At 66.8% G+C, this 17,346-nt stretch carries 23 protein-coding genes and 1 tRNA gene; 10 read left to right on the top strand and 14 right to left on the bottom strand.

The window, feature by feature from the left end; translation table 11 throughout:
• The first annotated feature begins 73 nt into the window (after nucleotides 1-73).
• Nucleotides 74-1,057 carry an NAD-dependent epimerase/dehydratase family protein gene (locus CPZ00_RS11135; protein WP_096390942.1) on the top strand — a complete coding sequence of 328 codons (984 nt, stop codon included), beginning with the start codon at nucleotides 74-76 and terminating at the stop codon, nucleotides 1,055-1,057.
• A 126-nt stretch (nucleotides 1,058-1,183) separates the two neighbouring features.
• Here the strand turns inward: CPZ00_RS11135 and CPZ00_RS11130 are convergent, their stop codons facing one another.
• Complete coding sequence (locus CPZ00_RS11130; RefSeq protein WP_096390941.1) at nucleotides 1,184-2,041, bottom strand: TrmB family transcriptional regulator; 858 nt, start codon at nucleotides 2,039-2,041, stop codon at nucleotides 1,184-1,186.
• Between the two features lie 290 nt (nucleotides 2,042-2,331).
• Between CPZ00_RS11130 and CPZ00_RS16045 the strand changes: the two genes are divergently transcribed.
• Nucleotides 2,332-2,454: a hypothetical protein gene (locus CPZ00_RS16045; RefSeq protein ID WP_269845470.1), complete on the top strand. Its 123-nt coding sequence runs from the start codon at nucleotides 2,332-2,334 to the stop codon at nucleotides 2,452-2,454.
• A gap of 117 nt (nucleotides 2,455-2,571) precedes the next feature.
• Here the strand turns inward: CPZ00_RS16045 and CPZ00_RS11125 are convergent, their stop codons facing one another.
• A complete protein-coding gene (locus CPZ00_RS11125; protein ID WP_096390940.1) occupies nucleotides 2,572-2,784 on the bottom strand; it encodes a hypothetical protein in 213 nt (70 codons plus the stop codon).
• A gap of 80 nt (nucleotides 2,785-2,864) precedes the next feature.
• Here CPZ00_RS11125 and CPZ00_RS11120 point away from each other — a divergent pair, with 80 nt between their 5' ends.
• On the top strand, nucleotides 2,865-3,980 hold the full coding sequence (locus CPZ00_RS11120) for a DUF4330 domain-containing protein (protein WP_096390939.1): 1,116 nt from the start codon (nucleotides 2,865-2,867) through the stop codon (nucleotides 3,978-3,980).
• A gap of 42 nt (nucleotides 3,981-4,022) precedes the next feature.
• On the opposite strand, the gene CPZ00_RS11115 is transcribed toward CPZ00_RS11120, so the two are convergent.
• A complete protein-coding gene (locus CPZ00_RS11115) occupies nucleotides 4,023-5,180 on the bottom strand; it encodes a signal peptidase I (RefSeq protein WP_096390938.1) in 1,158 nt (385 codons plus the stop codon).
• On the bottom strand, nucleotides 5,177-5,299 hold the full coding sequence (locus CPZ00_RS16040) for a hypothetical protein (RefSeq protein ID WP_269845469.1): 123 nt from the start codon (nucleotides 5,297-5,299) through the stop codon (nucleotides 5,177-5,179). Before CPZ00_RS16040 ends, CPZ00_RS11115 begins: the two co-directional genes overlap by 4 nt.
• Nucleotides 5,300-5,494: 195 nt before the next feature.
• On the opposite strand from CPZ00_RS16040, the gene CPZ00_RS11110 reads away from it, so the two are divergent.
• Nucleotides 5,495-5,860, top strand: coding sequence for a hypothetical protein (locus CPZ00_RS11110; protein WP_096390937.1), 366 nt, complete (start codon nucleotides 5,495-5,497; stop codon nucleotides 5,858-5,860).
• Between the two features lie 186 nt (nucleotides 5,861-6,046).
• Nucleotides 6,047-7,195 carry a hypothetical protein gene (locus CPZ00_RS11105; protein ID WP_157744230.1) on the top strand — a complete coding sequence of 383 codons (1,149 nt, stop codon included), beginning with the start codon at nucleotides 6,047-6,049 and terminating at the stop codon, nucleotides 7,193-7,195.
• A gap of 46 nt (nucleotides 7,196-7,241) precedes the next feature.
• Here the strand turns inward: CPZ00_RS11105 and CPZ00_RS11100 are convergent.
• Both CPZ00_RS11100 and CPZ00_RS11095 read right to left on the bottom strand, forming a co-directional pair.
• Nucleotides 7,242-7,314: transfer RNA gene (locus CPZ00_RS11100), tRNA-Thr, on the bottom strand.
• Nucleotides 7,315-7,511: 197 nt separating this feature from the next.
• The gene (locus CPZ00_RS11095; RefSeq protein WP_096390935.1) at nucleotides 7,512-8,501 is read right to left on the bottom strand and encodes a class I SAM-dependent methyltransferase; all 990 of its coding nucleotides are present in this window, start codon (nucleotides 8,499-8,501) and stop codon (nucleotides 7,512-7,514) included.
• A 185-nt stretch (nucleotides 8,502-8,686) separates the two neighbouring features.
• Here CPZ00_RS11095 and CPZ00_RS11090 point away from each other — a divergent pair, with 185 nt between their 5' ends.
• The 3 genes from CPZ00_RS11090 (at nucleotide 8,687) to CPZ00_RS11080 (ending at nucleotide 11,205) form a co-directional block, all read left to right on the top strand.
• The gene (locus tag CPZ00_RS11090; protein WP_096391695.1) at nucleotides 8,687-9,385 is read left to right on the top strand and encodes a LysE family translocator; all 699 of its coding nucleotides are present in this window, start codon (nucleotides 8,687-8,689) and stop codon (nucleotides 9,383-9,385) included.
• Nucleotides 9,386-9,469: 84 nt separating this feature from the next.
• Nucleotides 9,470-10,516 carry an NAD(P)-dependent glycerol-1-phosphate dehydrogenase gene (locus tag CPZ00_RS11085; RefSeq protein ID WP_096390934.1) on the top strand — a complete coding sequence of 349 codons (1,047 nt, stop codon included), beginning with the start codon at nucleotides 9,470-9,472 and terminating at the stop codon, nucleotides 10,514-10,516.
• Nucleotides 10,517-10,617: 101 nt separating this feature from the next.
• On the top strand, nucleotides 10,618-11,205 hold the full coding sequence (locus tag CPZ00_RS11080) for a DUF420 domain-containing protein (protein WP_096390933.1): 588 nt from the start codon (nucleotides 10,618-10,620) through the stop codon (nucleotides 11,203-11,205).
• A 10-nt stretch (nucleotides 11,206-11,215) separates the two neighbouring features.
• Here CPZ00_RS11080 and CPZ00_RS11075 read toward each other — a convergent pair whose 3' ends face one another.
• Nucleotides 11,216-11,662 carry a MaoC family dehydratase gene (locus CPZ00_RS11075; RefSeq protein WP_096390932.1) on the bottom strand — a complete coding sequence of 149 codons (447 nt, stop codon included), beginning with the start codon at nucleotides 11,660-11,662 and terminating at the stop codon, nucleotides 11,216-11,218.
• Nucleotides 11,663-11,828: 166 nt separating this feature from the next.
• Here CPZ00_RS11075 and CPZ00_RS11070 point away from each other — a divergent pair, with 166 nt between their 5' ends.
• Complete coding sequence (locus CPZ00_RS11070) at nucleotides 11,829-12,533, top strand: NAD(+)/NADH kinase (protein ID WP_096390931.1); 705 nt, start codon at nucleotides 11,829-11,831, stop codon at nucleotides 12,531-12,533.
• A 147-nt stretch (nucleotides 12,534-12,680) separates the two neighbouring features.
• Nucleotides 12,681-13,121 carry a DUF7313 family protein gene (locus tag CPZ00_RS11065; protein ID WP_096391694.1) on the top strand — a complete coding sequence of 147 codons (441 nt, stop codon included), beginning with the start codon at nucleotides 12,681-12,683 and terminating at the stop codon, nucleotides 13,119-13,121.
• 545 nt (nucleotides 13,122-13,666) lie between these two features.
• Here CPZ00_RS11065 and CPZ00_RS11055 read toward each other — a convergent pair.
• From CPZ00_RS11055 to CPZ00_RS11025, 7 genes are read right to left on the bottom strand one after another with little or no spacing between them, the layout of a single operon-like run.
• On the bottom strand, nucleotides 13,667-13,936 hold the full coding sequence (locus tag CPZ00_RS11055) for a DUF7314 family protein (RefSeq protein WP_096390929.1): 270 nt from the start codon (nucleotides 13,934-13,936) through the stop codon (nucleotides 13,667-13,669).
• A 4-nt stretch (nucleotides 13,937-13,940) separates the two neighbouring features.
• A complete protein-coding gene (locus CPZ00_RS11050; protein ID WP_096390928.1) occupies nucleotides 13,941-14,411 on the bottom strand; it encodes a DUF7315 family membrane protein in 471 nt (156 codons plus the stop codon).
• 15 nt (nucleotides 14,412-14,426) lie between these two features.
• The gene (locus tag CPZ00_RS11045) at nucleotides 14,427-14,621 is read right to left on the bottom strand and encodes a hypothetical protein (protein ID WP_096390927.1); all 195 of its coding nucleotides are present in this window, start codon (nucleotides 14,619-14,621) and stop codon (nucleotides 14,427-14,429) included.
• Nucleotides 14,618-15,439 carry a cytochrome b family protein gene (locus CPZ00_RS11040; protein WP_096390926.1) on the bottom strand — a complete coding sequence of 274 codons (822 nt, stop codon included), beginning with the start codon at nucleotides 15,437-15,439 and terminating at the stop codon, nucleotides 14,618-14,620. Before CPZ00_RS11040 ends, CPZ00_RS11045 begins: the two co-directional genes overlap by 4 nt.
• An 8-nt stretch (nucleotides 15,440-15,447) precedes the next feature.
• A complete protein-coding gene (locus CPZ00_RS11035) occupies nucleotides 15,448-16,257 on the bottom strand; it encodes a cytochrome b (protein WP_021072962.1) in 810 nt (269 codons plus the stop codon).
• 7 nt (nucleotides 16,258-16,264) lie between these two features.
• Nucleotides 16,265-16,657 carry a DUF7318 family protein gene (locus CPZ00_RS11030; protein ID WP_096390925.1) on the bottom strand — a complete coding sequence of 131 codons (393 nt, stop codon included), beginning with the start codon at nucleotides 16,655-16,657 and terminating at the stop codon, nucleotides 16,265-16,267.
• The gene (locus CPZ00_RS11025) at nucleotides 16,657-17,286 is read right to left on the bottom strand and encodes a halocyanin domain-containing protein (protein WP_096390924.1); all 630 of its coding nucleotides are present in this window, start codon (nucleotides 17,284-17,286) and stop codon (nucleotides 16,657-16,659) included. The genes CPZ00_RS11030 and CPZ00_RS11025 overlap by 1 nt, the downstream gene beginning before the upstream one ends.
• Nucleotides 17,287-17,346 lie beyond the last annotated feature (60 nt).

Below are 17,346 nucleotides of genomic sequence, written 5' to 3'. Positions count from 1 at the left end.
AGACGGGTCTCGACTCGGAAATCCGAGTTCCGAAAGCGGGGGCTATTTGCCGCCCGAAGCCGCCCACTCGGGTATGTCAAGCCAGACGTCCGTGGCGGTCACCGGCGCCGCGGGGTTCATCGGCAGCCGGGTCGTGCGCCTCCTCCAGGAGGTCCACCCGGAGTGGGAGATCACCGCCCTCGACAACTTCTACCTCGGCGACGTGCGCTCGATCGGCGACGTCGACGTCGAACACGTCGACGTCCGCCACCGGGGCGCACTCGAGGACGCGCTCGAGGGCGCCGACGTCGTCTGTCATCTGGCGGCGATCAGCGGCGTCGACGACTGCGAGGAGCATCGGGACCTCGCCTACGAGGTGAACGTGCAGGGGACGAACAACGTGGCGTGGTTCTGCCGCAAGACCGGCGCCGCGCTCGTGTTCCCGTTCAGCATGGCGGTGCTCGGCGACCCGGATTCCTTCCCGATCACGGTGGACGCCGGCCGCGACCCGATGAACTGGTACGGCCGCACGAAGGTGATCGCCGAGCACGCGATCGAGGACTTCGCCGACGGCGCGTTCCCGGCCCACCTCTATCTCAAGTCGAACCTCTACGGCGAACACGAGATCGACGGCCAGCGCGTCTCGAAGGGGACGGTCATCAACTTCTTCGTCGGCCGCGCGCTCGCGGGCGAGCCGCTTACGGTCTACGAGCCTGGCACCCAGGCGCGCAACTACGTCCACGTCTCGGACGTCGCGCGGGCGTACGTCCGGAGCACGGAACGCCTCCTCGACGCGCTCGCGGCCGGCGAGACGGGCGTCGAGAAGTACGAGATCGCCTCGAAAGAGGATCCGGACATCACGACCGTCGCCGAGCGCGTCGCGGCGATCGCCGCCGAGGAGATCGGGTTCGATCCCGAGATCACGCTGCTTGAGAACCCCCGCGATGAGACGCTCGTCGACTCCTTCGCGGTCGACATCGAAGCCGCACGCTCCGGCCTCGGCTGGGAACCCGAGCACACGGTCGCGGACTCCATCCGCCGGCTGCTCCGCGAGCGGTCCGCCGAGGACGAGGCGTAATGAACGCCGCACTGCCGGACGCTTCTACCCGGAGGGGCAGGCCGAGTGCTCAGGGTCGTTCGGAAATCTCCGATCTCCGTGATGACGAAACGCTTCGCGTCTCAAACCACTTGACTCCGAGGCGGTTCACGAATACGGATCGGTCTCCAGGGTGTCGTACTCCCAGGTCAACTCGAAGTACCGCTCGAGCCCGGCCACGAACGACGGATTCTCGGTGACCGCGGCCTGCCGTTTATGAAGGGGGATCTCCTCCTCCTCGACGAGCAACACGGCGCGACCGGAGTCGTACTCCAGACTCGGGTCCGCGAACGTTCCGCGCCAGGGCAACCGCGTGGCGCTGAACCGGAGCGCAACGCCGGGATATCGCTCCCGGAGGCGGGTCACCGTCCGTTCCTGCACCGCGGCGTTCTCCGCGCTTAAAAACGAGGGGTCGAGAAAGAGCACACGGAGATCCCGGCCGCGCTCGGCCGCGTCGGCAAAGGCGGGTTCGACCGACTCGAAGTACTCGAAGCTCTTCGTCAGCACGTCCACGCGCTCGTCGGCCTCCCGATACAGGGATCGGGTCTCGGCCTCGCTGGGGTCGCCGACGTCCACGACGTGGAACAGTTCCTCGGTCGGCGAGATGTCCTCGCTCGCGCGTTCGTAGAGAGGCCCGAACGTCTCCAGGAATTCCTCCCGAACGTCCTCGATGTCGGACCGATAGGACTCGTAGGCCTGCCGGCGGTTCTCGACCGCCCGGTCGAGGATCGTCTCCGGCGACTTCGGCTGGTAGCGTTTCGGTCGCCCGGGAATGACCTTGACGTAGCCGGCGTCGGCGAGCTCGTCGAGCACGCCGTAGATTCGCGCCTTCGGGATGCCCGTCGCCTCCGACAGATCCGGCGCGGTCGTCCGGCCGAGCTCGATGAGCCGGTTTAAGGCCCGCTCCTCGTACTCCGTGAGATCGAGCGTCTCCAGCAGGTCGATCGGGTCACGCTCGTCGTCCATATCCTCTCCTGGCGTGCGCGTCCCTTTAAGCCCCGTATATCAGGCCAATCAGGCCAATCAGGCCAATCAGGCCATATTCCTCGTACGGCAGTGCTGCTCGAGCTGTCGACGACGACCGCCGCTGACGGGAAGCGATCATCGCAGCACAGTGTTCGATCGTGAAGCGATCACCGACCGCAACTGATCGGCGCCGAACGACCGGCATCGAAGTAGCCGCCGACACGAGAGCGACCGACGGCGGAGCGACCGGCACCGGAAGATTGATAAGCTATCCAGAAGTTACTCAGTATATGAGTAACCAAGTCGCCGCGGACGACGACCACCTCGCGGACCTCGAGGACGGAGCGGGCTGTACGGAGATCTGGGAGAAACTCAGCGAGCGACGCGACGCCGACGAGGTCGAAGAGGAGTAGCGACGACCCCGTAGTCGAGACATAGCACGGCAAGCAAGCCCAGAACGCGGGCGAACAAAGCCGGAACGCCGGGCGATCGCGAAATTCTCACCCCAAGCGTCGGGCCGATCGGAACACTCACGCCATCTCACGCCACTCCACGCCATCCCGCTCCACCTCATCCCGCACCACCTCATCCCGCTCCACCTCATCCCGCTCCACCCCATCCCACTCCACCCCACCGTGTCGACTGTTCTGGATGGGGAGCGCGTCTCCGATCCGACCGTATCGAACGCCGACGCGTTCGTTCCGCCCGAGGTGCGTCCACCGGACGAAAACGGCAACAATCATGTACCTCCCGCACGCGTGTCACAGATACCGATGACTTCGATGGTCCGTACGCGACCGCCGGCCCCGGACGGTGATCGACGATGGAGCTCATAGACGACGAGGGAAACCTCCTCGGCGTCGTGAACGTCGTGGACGCGCTCGCCGTCCTGCTCGTCCTCGCGGTCGTGGTCGCAGGCGCCGCGCTCGTCTTCTCCGATGATCCGGCCCCGCCGGAGCCCGAGACCGGAACGACCTACGTCACCCTGGATCTGGGCACCCAACAGCCCGCCGTCGCGGACGCGATCAACGAGGGCGACACCCACGAACCGTCCGACGCCCGGTCGGTGACGATCACCGACGTCCACCTCACGCCGCGCGGGAACGGCGTCGGCGTCCTGGCGCGCGTCGAGGTACGGGGCCCCCTCGACGGCGACGGGGACGTGACCTACGGTGACGCTCCGCTCCGGCTCGGACGCACCCTCTCGATCGCAACGAATCGCTATCAGGCCGAGGGATCGATCCGGTCGGTCGGCGAGTCCGATGCCATCGACCGCGTCGAGACCCGTGTCGTCCTCCAGGAGACGGTAAGTGCCGCGACCGCCGAGGCCGTTGCACCCGGCGACGAGGTCCGGATCGCGGGCCGCACCGTCGCGAGGATCGAGGCGGCCACCGCCTACACGACCGCCGAGCCGGGAACGCGTCGGCTCCGACTCGTAGCATCGCTCGACGCCTCTCGTTACGGCGGCGACCTCCGATTCGGCGGGACGCCCCTCCGCACGGGCCAGACCCTCACGCTTCCCGCCGCCGACTATCAGGTCACGGGCACGATCGAGCGCGTCGGCTCGGACGCCGGCCTCGGCGACACCACGACGCGTCGGGTCACCCTCCGGATGGACGGCGTCCACGAGGACCTGGCTGACGCGATCGAGCCCGGGTTGACCGAACGGACCGGCGGCGAGACGATCGCCGAGGTGTCGGCCGTCGACGCCGAGCCCGCGATCATCATCGCCACCGGCGACGACGGCAGCGTGAACGTCGTCGACCATCCGGTCGAACGTGACGTGACGATCACCGCCGATCTGCAGGTGCGCGAGACGAGCACCGGCCTCCGCTTCAAGGGCGAATCGATCCGGCAGGGCTCGACGGTCGTCCTCGATCTGGGCGCGGTCACGGTCGAGGCGACCGTGGCAAGCGTCGGGTCGGATGGCGGTCCGTGATCGCTCCCGGGAGAGCCGACTCGGCAGCTAGTCGCCGTTCCGTTATTTAAACCACCGACGGATTCGAACCCGGAGGGGCACCGGATGGCGCCGCCGGTCGAGCCGGATGGGGTCGATCCCGATCAGCGCGACGGCCAGGATAACGAACCCGACGCCGAGGAGAACGTCGATGACCACGATCGGCGACCAGGGATGGATCCCGTGCAGCGTCAGGATGACGCCCGTCGGGAGGAGCGCGAGGTACCGATGTTCCCGGATCGACGCCGTGTACACGCCGGTGTCGGGCGGTGCCTGGATCGTGACGGTCACGTTCGCCGTCTCGCCGCCGGCGACGGAGACGGTCTCCGGGGAGACGGTCACGCCGCCGCTTGTCGGCTCGATCACCCCCACGACCGGGAACGGACCGTTCGAGGGGACGACGTAGGTGACGTTCTTCGTCGTTCCCTGCTGGATGACGCTCGGGTTCTCGGAGGCGACCTCGGAGCTCACGAACTGGAAGGTGTGCGTCCCGGCAGGAACGACCATGCTGGCGGTCACCGCGAGGATCAACACGACCGCCATCACGCCGATGACGGTTTGGGGCGTGACGTAGCCGGTCCACCGAGATGTGTGGCGGTCCCGCCGTCGTGAGTCCGACCGCTCCGCGAGCGAGGCGAGCACGTAGGTGACGACGCCGAACCCGAACAGGAGGTAGACCGCCCCCTGAGTCCCCAGGAACGCCCGGGTGCCGAACGTGGACGCCAGGAACTGCTGAAGGGACCCGACCGCGCCGCTCGCGCCGGTGACCAGGGTACCGAATCCCGGGATCACCACGACGTCGCCGCCGACCTGCAACGCCTTCGCCTCGATCCGTCCCGGCTCGACCGGGGGCTCGTCGCCGTCCTGGTCGGTGACCGGGTTCGCGTCCCCGCGGGTGATGTAGCCCGACTCCGTCTCGCCGACCACCCGGTGTGTGACCAGCCCCCCGCCGTGGAGGTTGACCGCGTCGAAGACGATCACGTCGCCCGGCTCGACGGGACCGGCGATCGGGGTCGGCACCGCGATGAACCCGTCCCCCGGCTCCAGCGTCGGCGACATGCTCCCGGTTTCGACGTAGCTCACGCCCATCGGCTGGCCCAACGCCGCGCCCGCCAGTATCGAGAGCGCGATGAGGACCGCGATGAGCGTGACCAGTCCGGTGAGGAGACGCGTGAGATTCATGCTGGAGCGATGACGATCGTCGTGACGGCGCTCGGGATGCTGACGCTCGAGATGCCGGCGCTCGGCGTGACAGCAGCCGCGAACCCCGTCGCGGGATCGGTCGCGCGTACGTCCGTCAACGGCCCCGACCGGAATGAAGTTGTCCCCGCGATTGCCGGCTGCGTGGGATCGACCAGCGGACCGCTCGTTCGATCCGACCCGACCCGGGAACGTTCCCGAATAGTTCAGTTAATTAATTATAGGATAAGAACATATATATCGCCAATGATGATCCCGGACCTCGAGCGTCGGCAGGCTATGCCGGTGCAACGACGATGAGGTCATCCTCGGAAGCGGCCCGTTCCGACCCGTTTGCCCCCTCGATCGAAGCGTTGACCGCGCTGACGCCGTGGTGGTGGTTCGGGGCGATCACGCTCTTCGGAGTCGGCGATCTCCTCACCACGGCGGTCGGCTTGTATCTGCCGACGATCGTGGAGGCGAGCCCCGTCGGGGTCTGGATCGTTCGATCGTTCGGGGTCTGGACGATCGCGCCGGTCAAGGTCCTGCTGCTGGGCGGCTTCTTCGCGCTGTGGGTCGTCGTTCCGCGTCCGCACAACGCCGGCATCCCGCTCGGGCTGTGCGCGCTGGGAGTCCTCGTTACCGGCTGGAACCTCTCGATCATCGTTCTGGGGCTCGTCTGACGTCGGCGGCGGTGCGTGCGACGTCACGGGAATCGGCTGTTCCCGCGCAACAACGCTCAACGCCCGCGTTTCGACCCTCGTGTTTCGACTCACCGACAGGCTCAAGTCCGATCGGATCCTTGTTCCCGTATCGAGTAGTATAAACGCGCTTACATAATTACGGCGGGTCAGCGGAGCAATCAACCGATGCCAACACTGGTCAAATGGGTAAGCCTCCTGATCATCGTCACGAGCCTCTCAGCCATCGTGTTCGGGACCGGCGCGTTTTCGGCCGTAACTGCCGACCGCATCGGCGAGATCGACACGGCGAGCGACGAGACGGCCCTGCTCGGCGTGGACATCGAGGACCGAAGCATCCGAACCAACCAGGAGGTCGTGCTGGCCACCGTCACGAACCGCTTCGACGGTGCGGTCGAGAACGTCTCCGTACAGGTGGTCGACGAGGGGGGATTCAATCGCGTTCGGATAACCGGCACGCCGGACTCGCTCCAGCCGGGAGAATCCGGGGACATCCGGGGTCGGGTCGTCTGTGGCTCGCAATCGAGCGGCACGGTCGACATCACCATCACCGCTGAGGGAACCTTCGGGAGCGTCGAGCTCACCCGGTCGGTCGACATCGACTGTGCCACCGGCGGCCCGACCTGTACGCCGAGCGGCGACGACCGCATCGGAAAGCAGGCGTTCGTCGCCGAGAACGAGACGTTCAACTGTTCGATCGAGATCGACGCGAACCAGTACCGCGTGGGCCTCGAGGAGACCACGATCACCGGTGATTTCGACCTCGCGGCCTCGAACCACCGCGAGTTCGCGATGTCGGACAGCGACGTCGGCGGCTCGACGACGATCGACGTCGGAAAGAACCTCAACGGTGACGTTTCCGTCGAGTCGTCGACGTTCGGCGGTCCCACCGAACTCCGGGTCGGCGGGAACCTCGCCGGAAGCGACATCGAGATCGACGGGACGACGGTGAACGGCGACCTCCGTATCGTGATCGACGGCAATATGAACGGCGACCTCTCGATCGAGGACAGCCACGTGACCGGTGACGTGGAGATCGTGGTGGCCGGCAACGCCAACGGGGAGGTTTCCCTCTCGCGATCGACGGTCGACGGATCGATCACCATCACCGCCGACGGAAAGTTCGGTGACGCTTCGATCGACTCCACCGACGTCGGCGACGACGTCTCCGTGACCGTCGCACGGCTGAGTGGCGACCTCGAGGTCACCGAAAACGACGTCGGTAGCGACCTGGTCGTCACCGTCGACCGAATGCAGGGTGGCAGCGTCGAGATCGAGAACAACGACGTCGGCGGCGAGGTTCGTCGGCAGTACTGACGGGCGCGCGATCGGCCCGATCCGGCCCCACAGGCGGTCGAAGAAAAGCCGGAGGAGGGATTTGAACCCTCGACCTATTCCTTACGAAGGAATCGCTCTGCCAGCTGAGCTACTCCGGCGCGTGTACTCCCGTCTACCCGGATGAGGGAAATAAGGCTTCCGAAACCGCACCACGACGCCGCGGGAGAGCACGTCCCATACGCCGTGGCTGCCGACGCCGCGTAGCTATCGGTGCCGTGGCTGTCGACGCCGCGTAGCTATCGGTGCCGTGGCTGCCGGAATCTGTCCCCCGGCACGCTCGGCGGAGTCCTCGAGGTCATCGACGCGTCAGCCGAGCGTCGAGCCGGACGTTCAGCTCGTGGGGTGCGTACGACCGGACGACTCGTTCCGTTTCGACGGTTACCTCGTAATCGTCGCCGGCGGCCTCCTCGATCGCGGCTCGTCCGGGGCCGAAGGGATCGTCCTCGTGCTGGATGTCGTAGTAATGGATCACACAGTCCTCGCCCGCAAGCGTCGTTGCGGTTTCGAGAAACTCGTCGGCAGAGTGCGGCAGATTCATCACGATCCGGTCGGCCCATCCCGTCCAGTCGACCGCGACCTCGCGGACGTCCCCGTGGACGGCCGTGATTCGGTCGGCAACCCCGTTTCGCCGCGCGTTCTCACGGAGGTACGCGACGGCGTGCTCGTTCAGGTCGCAGGCGACCACGGTCGCGCCGGCGTCGGCAATCGGGATCGCGTAGGGGCCCACGCCGGCGAACATGTCGAACGCGTGCTCGCCCGGCTCGACCTGCTCGACGATGCGGCGACGTTCGGTCGCGAGCCGCGGGGAGAAGTAGACCTCGGCGATGTCCAACAGGAACTCGTGGCCGTACTCCCGGTGGACCGTCTCGGTCCCGTTCCCGGCGAGGACGTCCCACCGGCGGACGCGGAGCTCGCCCTCGATCGGCGAGGCGCGGTTCACCACCGTCTCGCAGGGCACGTCGGAGGCCATCACTGCATCGGCGATCTCGGCGGCGCGTTCCGCGTCCGCCTCGTCGACGATGACCACGTCGCCGAGTCGCTCGATCGACGGCTCGTACCCGAGCAGGTCGGCGGGCGTGGTGGGCGTCTCCCGCCGGTCCAGCTCCCGGTTCACGAGCAACCCGCGCAGCGACTCCGGAACGTCGGTCCGGTCGGTCACCGGCAGGTAGATCGTCCCGTCCGCGACGTCGATCTCGTACTCGCCGGCGAGCGCGTCCGCCTCGGCTAGCCGGCGACGTACTTCCTCGCCACGCTCGCGGGCGACGGCGACGCAGAGAACGGTCATTGTCGACTCGACGGGACGAGCTCAATAAGGCGTGACGGTTCGTGGGCCGCAAACCGGCCGTCACGGCCAGCGGCCGGTCCCGCCGTCCGGCCCCGTCGATCGGTGACGACGACGATCCGGCCATTCTCACCCGACGGATGACCGCCATCGTCGAATTTTTCACGGCAGCCGGCGTCGATTCTCACGTGAACGGCGTTGTGAGTCTCCTGGCGGGTGTAGTGTTCGGGCTGGCGCTGGCGGCTCCGCCGGGGCCGATGAACGCGATCATCGCCGAGGAGTCCGCCTGGCGCGGCTGGCTCGCCGGCGTCACCGCCGGACTGGGCGCGGCCAGCGCCGACGCCGTCTTCTTCGTCCTCGCGTACCTCGGCATCGTCTCGGTGGTCGAGTCGCTGCCCGCGCTGCGCGCCGCCATGGTTGGTCTCGGCGGCGTGCTGATGTTGTACTTCGCCTACGGCGCCGCCAACGGCGTTCGAGCGTCCTTCCGTCCGGGCGGCGGCTCACGCCCCGTCGCCGATGACGGCAAGGGCTTTCGCAAGGCGTTCGTGCTCGCGTTGACGAACCCCTACCAGGTCCTCTTCTGGCTCACCGTCGGCGTCGGTTTGCTGCGTCCGGGCACGCTCGACGTCCTCTCGTGGCTCCCGCTGGTCGGCGCCGACCTCGCCGGCACGTTCCTCGTCACCACCGGATCGCCGGCGCTCATCGTCGGCTTCTTCGCCGGGATCGGGGTCTGGATCACCGGCTTTCCGGCATCGATCGTCCTGGCCGAGCGCCGGATCGAGACGCTTGCACCCGTCATCGCCGCCCTCTCGGCCGTCGTACTGGCCGGATTCGGCGTCTACTTCCTGTACGACGCCGGGTCGTTCGTGTCCGCCGCGATCGCGTGAGCGCCCGCATCTCGCGTCCGCCGCGGCGGAGCGGAAGCGGTCCGAAGCGGCAACGCCTTTGGACTCGGCCGTGAGACGTCCGGTATGTTCGAGAAGTCGACGTGGATCACGCTCCCGCGGAACGTCTTGCTCGGCCACGGCGTCCTCGATGATCTCGGCGCGGCCCTCGAGGACCTCTACCTCACCGGGCGGCCGCTCGTCGTCACGAGCCCGACGCCGAACGAGCTGGCCGGCGACCGCGTCCGCGCGCAGCTGACCGATCCCGAGACGGCGGTCGTGGACGATGCCTCCTTCTCGGCGGTCGAGGAGGTCGTCGACGTCGCCGAGGCGGTCGCCCCCGGCTACCTCGTCGCGCTCGGCGGCGGCAAACCGATCGACACCGCGAAGATGGCCGCCCACCGGCTCGGCGTCGGGTTCGTCTCGGTGCCGACCGCGGCCTCCCACGATGGGATCGTCTCCGGGCGGTCGTCGATTCCCGAGGGCGACACGCGGCACTCTGTGGCGGCCGATCCGCCGCTTGCGGTCGTCGCGGACACTGAGCTCCTCGCGGACGCCCCCTGGGAGCTGACGACCGCGGGCTGTGCGGACATCATCTCCAACTACACCGCGGTCAAGGACTGGCGGCTCGCCCGGCGACTGCGGAACGTCGAGTACTCCGAGTACGCGGGCGCGCTCTCGGAGATGACGGCCGAGCTGCTCGTCGCGAGCGCCGACTCGATCAAACCCGGGCTCGAGGAGTCCTCGTGGCTCGTCGCGAAGGCGCTCGTCTCCTCGGGCGTCGCGATGTCGATCGCCGGGTCCTCGCGGCCGGCCTCGGGCGCCGAACACCTCGTGTCCCACCAGCTCGACCGGATCGCCCCCGGAAAGGCGCTCCACGGCCACCAGGTCGGCGTCGCATCGATCCTGACCGAGTATCTGCACAGCGGCGAGGACGGGGAGTGGCGGTCCATCCGCGACGCGCTCGCGAGCATCGACGCGCCGACGACCGCGGCGGACCTGGGTGTGACCGACGAGGAACTGATCCGCGCGCTCACCACCGCCCACGAGATCCGCGACCGCTACACCATTCTCGCCGGCGGCGTCACGGAGGCGGCGGCGATCGAGACCGCGACCGCGACCGGCGTGATCTGAGACGCTCGGCGATCCGGTCGGGGACGTCCGCCGCACCGAACCCGACGACGCCTCGTGGTCGGAACCAAAGACGCATTACCCGCCTGCCCCAACCGACGTGTATGGTAGCCGATGGTCTCCGCCAGTGGGCGAAACGCCACCCGGCAGCCCTCACCGGGATCCTCACCGTCGTCGGATACGGCGTCGTCCTCGGCGTCTTCCTCGTCCCGTCGTTTCAGGCACTGTTTCCCGACCTCTCACGGTCCACGATCGATCTCCTCACGCACGCGATCGCCGTAGTAAACTCGATCACGATCGTCACGCTGGCGCTCGGCTGGTACTTCATCCGCGTCGGCGACGTGGAGAAACATCGGGCCGCGATGGGGACCTCCTTCGCCCTGATCGTCACGTTCCTTTCGATCTACGTTCCGCGGGTCGCCGGCGGCGGCACGAAGCGTTTCGAGGGGCCCGAGCTCGTTACCTACGCCTACTTCGTGATGCTCGCGATCCACATTCTCCTGTCCATTCTCGCCGTCCCAATCGTCCTGTACGCGATAATTCTGGGACTCACGCACACCGAACGCGAACTCCGAACGGAGACGCCTCACGCGCGCGTCGGCCGGATCGCCGCGGGGTCCTGGCTCCTTTCGTTGGTGCTCGGCGTGATCACGTATCTCCTGTTGAATCACGTCTACTCGTACACGTACTGACGTCCCGCGCTCACGACTTCCGCGCGAAGATGTTCGTCGCCCGCCAGAAGACGACCTCCTCGCCGTCGCCGTTCTCCGCACGGATTTCGTTCTCGATGTACCCACGGTCGTCCCGCGAGCTCGAGGGCGTCTTCTCGGTGATTCGGTGAAACGCCTGGATCGTGTCGCCGGCGCGGACCGGCGTCCGCCAGCGGAGCTCCTCGAGCCCGAACGATCCGATGCTCGCCGTCTCGCTCAGGAACTCGTCGACGAGCAGCCGCATACAGACGCTCGCCGTGTACCAGCCGCTGGCGATGAGTCCGCCGTATATCGTCTCCGCGGCGACGGACTCGTCGACGTGGATGGGCTGGGGGTCGTACTGCCGCGCGAACTCGACCATTTCGGCCCGTGACACCGTGTACGAGCCGAGATCGCGTTCCACGTCCGTCTCCAGGTCCTCGAAGTACAACGTCGACATTCCGACACACGGTTCTTCCCGACGGGCAAAAGGGATCGCTTCCCGGCCGGCGCTGCCGAAGGTCCCTGCTGCCGTCCCGGCGGGAACCGGTGGGAATACGGATCCCGCGGCCGCCCCCGCCGTTCGTGTCGGGAGGTTTTTGCCGTCCCCCGCTTCAACCCGTGATATGGATCTCTCGGGTCATCGGCTGGCGGTCGTCGGCGCTGACGGGGACGTTCCCGAGACCGTTCGCCGGCTCGGCGGCTCGATCGTCGACCCGGCAGCCGCGGATCTGATCGTCGCGATCGACGCGGCCGGGTTCCGTCGGGCGGCCCTCTCGGACACGGATACGCCGGTTCTCGTCGTGACCGCGGGCGACGTCTACTATGCAGCGCCGATCGACGAGGTGGGTGAGATGATCGCGGCCGCACTCTCGGGGGACCGATCACACGTCGACCATCCGATCGTCGAGGTGACGCTCGACGGCGAGCACGTCGGCCGGGCGCTGCTTGAGGTGACCCTCCTCACGAGCGAGCCGGCGCGGATCTCCGAATACGGCGTCGCGAACGAGGGATCAACCCTCCAGACGTTCCGCGCGGACGCCGTCACCGTCGCGACGCCAGCCGGCAGCGCCGGTTATGCGCGCGCGGCGGGCGGGCCGGTCGTTCGGCCGAACGCCGGCCTTGCGGTCGTTCCGATCGCTTCCTTCACCACCCACGCCGACACGCTGGTGCTCCCCGGATCAGCGACGCTCTCGGTCGAACGGGACGACGAACCCGTCTCGCTCGTCGTCGACGGCGACGAGCGGGGACCGGTACCGACGCACGCGCCGATCACCGTGCGGACCGTGGACCACGTGCCCGTGGTCCGTCCCGCACCACGCGCGGACTGAGCGACGCGATGTGACCGGAATCGCGCAGACACTTGTCGACTCGGACGGTCGCCGCGACCGCTCCCGGCCATCCATGGCGGGGCGTCATCGGTCGTCGGCGAGCATCGATTGGAAAAACTCTAATGAGTCGTCGCCCCAGGTATGGATATGGACCCACTGCAGTTCCTCGTTCCCCTGGACTGGCTCGCCGTCGTGGGACCGACGCTCCCGTTCGCCATCCTCGTGTTGGCGCTCGCGAACGTCGCCACGCGCCACCGCGCCCACGCCAAACACGTCGAACAGGCGGCCGACGGCGACAGCGTCGACCGCTATTTCCCGCACGTCTTCACGACGATCGGGCTCGTGCTGATGAGCTTCCTGTTCACCCTCGTCCAACCGACCGGCGGGGCTATCATCTCGGTGGTTGCCGCGACGGTCCTGCTTGCCGACGTCTTCGAGTTCGAGGCCCGAAACGTCGAGGCCCGAAACGAGCTGGAGATCGAGCGGCCCAAGAGCTCCATCGCGGCCTCCTCGATCGTCGTCATCTACGGACTCTATTACTCCCTCGTCGCGCTCGACGCGACGTTCTGGTCCGGGCTGTTCGCCTGACGGCGGCGATCGGACCAGCATCGACTCCGCTCGGTCGTCCCACCGACCCAGCTCGGTCGTGTGCGGTGACCTTGCCGTCGCCCGTTCGTCCGGATCGTGCATCCGTTCGTCCGGGCCGTGCATCCGTTCGTCCGGATCGTGCATCCGTTCGTCCGGACCGACCGTTACGGGTTCAACGCCGAGTGACGCGCCCGATTGGCGGGAGTCCCCGCGTCGGTACGGTCGCTGCGCACGTAGCGTACGCGTTGCACGGACCGGAGTGAATCGGTCGTCGTTCGACGGGCCCGCCGCCGCGCTGCCACCGCGATCGGCCGGCAGCCCACTGGGAACACGTCGTCGTTGGGAAGCGACTCGCGGAGAACACACCGCAGGTACCGACGTCGAACGGGGACGAAAGAACGAGACCGGCTATGCGGGACGAAAGAACGAGACCGGCTATGCGGGACGAAAGAACGAGACCGGCTATGCGGGACGAAAGAACGAGACCGGCTATGCGGGACGAAAGAACGAGACCGACCGCGTTCGACCGCCGGGGTTTCGGGTACTCAGTTCGGCGATTCGGTAATGCTGCCGCGAGCCTCGCGCAGGGTTGGGATGACGACCCAGTATACCAACGCGCCGAGGAGCATCAGCCACAGGGACACGTCGCCGGCGAAGATACCGATCGCCTGATACACGTTATTCGGCTCGGGCGCCGCCGCGGTCAGCTGTTCGATGGCGTAGTACTCGGGGGTTCGGTACCAGCCGGCGAAGATGAACCACCCGAGGGCACCGACCATCGACAGGGTCAGTCCTTTGATGAACTCGTCGGCCATTGATTCATTCTTCGTCGGAGTCCTCTTGAGACTTTCCCATTCCCTGTGCCCGAAACCGAGTCCCGAAGACGTAGACGGCCGACCCGAACACGATCGATGCGAGCCCGGCAACCGCCAGCAGGGCCGTGAGAACGTCCGCGCTCGGCGCGATCCCGGCACTCGCGAGCACGCCGGCGATCACCGACCGGAGCAGGCTCACCTGCAGCGTCGCGGCGTCGATCAGGACGAACCCGCCGACGAACGCGACGATCGCGACGAGCGTCGAGAAGACGATCACCGTCTTATACAGACGCAACGGAACGACGATCTCCCGTCCGCCCGGCCCCTCCGTCGGTCCGGTTGGTTCGGACTGGGCGTCCGTCTCGCGTTCGGACTTCGGTACGGGGTCACCGGTCGCGTCGACGTCCCGGTCGGTATCGGTCTGCCCGCCGTCCGATCGGCGTCGGTCGTCGTGGTCGGATTCCGTTTGGGACATCGGTGAACGATCGTGTCACTGTGGTTCATCGCCGCCCGTCGCGGCAATCGACGGCCAGCGGTTGGCGATGATGGGTTGGCGGTTGGCGATGATGGGTTGGCGGTTGGCGATGATGGGTTGGCGGTTGGCGATGATGGGTTGGCGGTTGGCGATCGGTGCGCCGGCGATATGGCGGACCGTCGTGGCGAAGCACGCCCGCAGTGCGGTCACTGCGGTGGTCGAAGCCGGTAGTACCGCTTGTTCAGGTCGTACATGTATCCTTCCCGCATCGTCTTCAACACGGCGTAGGTGACCACTCCGGCGAGGAACGGCAGGACGAACACGAGGGTGAACAGCAGCTCCAGCTCGATCGGGAAGAAGTTCTGGATCGCCAGCGCGGCGAGCGAGACCGACAGGAGCGCGCCCATCACGCCGACCGCCGACCAGAACGGCTGCTCGACCGGCCGGCGCGCGTTCCCCTTGTTGAGAAACGGCACCAGGGCGATGACGCCGATGATGAGTCCGTGGGCGAGCACGCCGAAGAACTCGTGGGAGAACACGAGCTCGCCGTCCAGGACGGCCAGGCCGGGATTGATCGGGTTGAGCTTCAGCAGGCCGAACGACCAGTAGAGATACCAGTCCGGCAGGATGATCGACGGCGTCGAGCTTGCGTTCGCCGGGTTCTCGAAGTACATCGGGATCGTCGCCGAGACGAGGATGATGATCCCGACGAAGAAGCTCGTGATCGCCAGGTTGCGGATCGTTTCGTGGGGCCAGGCGGGGAAGCCGAGCACGTCGCGCTCGACGTAGGTCGACTCCTGCCGGAGGTCCTGGTCCTCACGACGTGCCCGCTCGAAGTACTCGTAGGTCAGTCGCGAGAGTCCCTGGCTTCGCTCCTTCCGCTCGCTCCAGGTCGGCGTCTCGTCGTCCGGCGGGATCGTCGCCGGCGGGCCGCCGTCGGTTCGTGGTTCGTCGTCGGTCCCGCCGTCCGTCAGCGGTTCCCGTTCGTCGGTGCCGGTCGCGTCGGTGGGTGTGTGCTGGTCGGTCATTGTCCGGACTAGTGTGGCTCCGCGATGCCCTGTACCCACACGATGCCGACGTGTAGCGCGATGAGCGCCGTCACGACGAAGGGCAACAGGAACACGTGCATAATGTACATCCGTACGAGCGTCGCCTGTCCGAGAGTGAACCCGCCGAACAGGAGCTGTGCCGCCCACTCACCCACGATCGGGGTTGCGAGCGCCATCTCGACGCCGATCTGTGCGGCCCAGAAGGACAGCTGCTTCCACGGCAGCACGTAGCCGGAGTATCCGAACAGCAGCGTCAACAGGATGAGGATGACGCCCAGGATCCAGTTGCCCTCGCGGGGCTCTTTGTAGGCGCCGGTGAAGTAGACGCGCAACATATGGAGGAACACCGCCGCCACCATGAACTGCGCAGCCCAGCGGTGGATCGACCGCAGCATGAATCCGAACTGGATGTCCTTGATGATCATCTCGATCGACAACCAGGCGGCGGTCGGATCGCCGGCCGCTGCGGCGCCGGCAGTCGAGGGTGAATAATAAAAGCCCAGCAGCGCGCCGGAGACCGCCGCGACGAGGTACGCGATGATCGACAGCGACCCCAGCGAGTAGAGGGGATACCAATACCAGAACTTGTTGTCGAGGTCGTACTGTTCGGTGTGGCTCTTGGGCATCTGGAGGTTGATCCGGTAGTACAGCGTCTCCAGCAGCTCCAGATAGTCGACGATTCGGAGCCGTTTGTCCATCCAGATAAGCGTGGTTAGGAAGGCCGTCTCGACGGCTGTCAGGTCCTTCCGTTTGAGCCAGGCGTCGTGGTCGAATTCGTCTTTCTTTTCGAGGCTCATTGGTTTGTCACCGTTTGTAGTACGGGTAGACGGCGCGTTTCACCGTCTCCCAGGTGTCTTCGGGGTCCGTGAGGGATTCGCCCTCGACGTCCTCCTCACGAACGTAGAGGTCCTCCCACTTGCGCCGCCGCTTTTTGACGACCATCACGTCCGGGAGGAACTCCTTTCGATACAGCGCGAGGATGAACGCGAGATCGATGAACACCAGCGCGAGCAGCCCGCCGAGGAACATATTCCCGTTCTCGGTCGTCGCCCAGCCGAACATCAGGCCGTAGACGAACAGGAACACGAACACGACCTCGATGATCGTCAACAGGACGATCGCGATCGCGGCCGCCGTACTCTCGCGTGCCGGTTCGTACCGATGAATGTCGCCGTAGGAGGATTCACCCGAACTCATTATCGGTCACCGTGTCCCGTGTGTGCGGATTCGCCGTATTTGAGCACGTAGAACGTGAAGATGCACGTCAACGTGATCGCGACGGCGACGATCAGCCCGACCCAGTGGGCGTGCAGCGGTACGCCGATGTCGTGGACGTTCTCCGGCCAGCCCGTGTTGGCACCGCCGACCTCCTCGGTCTCGATGTTCTCGCCGACGGCGATGCCGCCGTGCATGCCGACCTGTGCGTGGGGGTCACACTGGTAGTGGGTGATGCCGGCGTCCTCCTCGGAGGTCTCGTACTCGAAGGTGAAGCCCTCTTCGCCGGTGATCTGGCTCTCGAAGGAGGCGGGGCCCTCGACCGCGTGGACGTTGTGGTCGCCGCCGTTACCCGTCCACTCCCAGACGATGGTCGTGCCGGGGTCGACCCACACCTTCGTCGGGTCGAACGCGAGGCCGTCGCCCGCGCCCACCGAGATCGTTACCTCGTCCTGTCCGCGGGCGTCCGTGTAGCTGTTCACGTTTCCCTCCACCGCCGAGGGCCACACGGGTCGCACCTCCTGGGCCGCGGCCGTGCCGGCCGCCGCGCTCGTGGCGGCGACCGCGGCCGCTGACCCGCCGGCCGTACGCATAAACTCCCGCCGTTTCATACGGATCCGAATCGGATCGGCGCGCGCTTAAACCCACCGACTATCGTCGATCGGCTGGAC

The organism is Halopenitus persicus (assembly GCF_002355635.1).
Lineage (GTDB): Archaea > Halobacteriota > Halobacteria > Halobacteriales > Haloferacaceae > Halopenitus > Halopenitus persicus_A.
The sequence above is the reverse complement of the archived record's forward strand: the minus strand, read 5'-3'. Positions and strand labels throughout refer to the sequence as shown.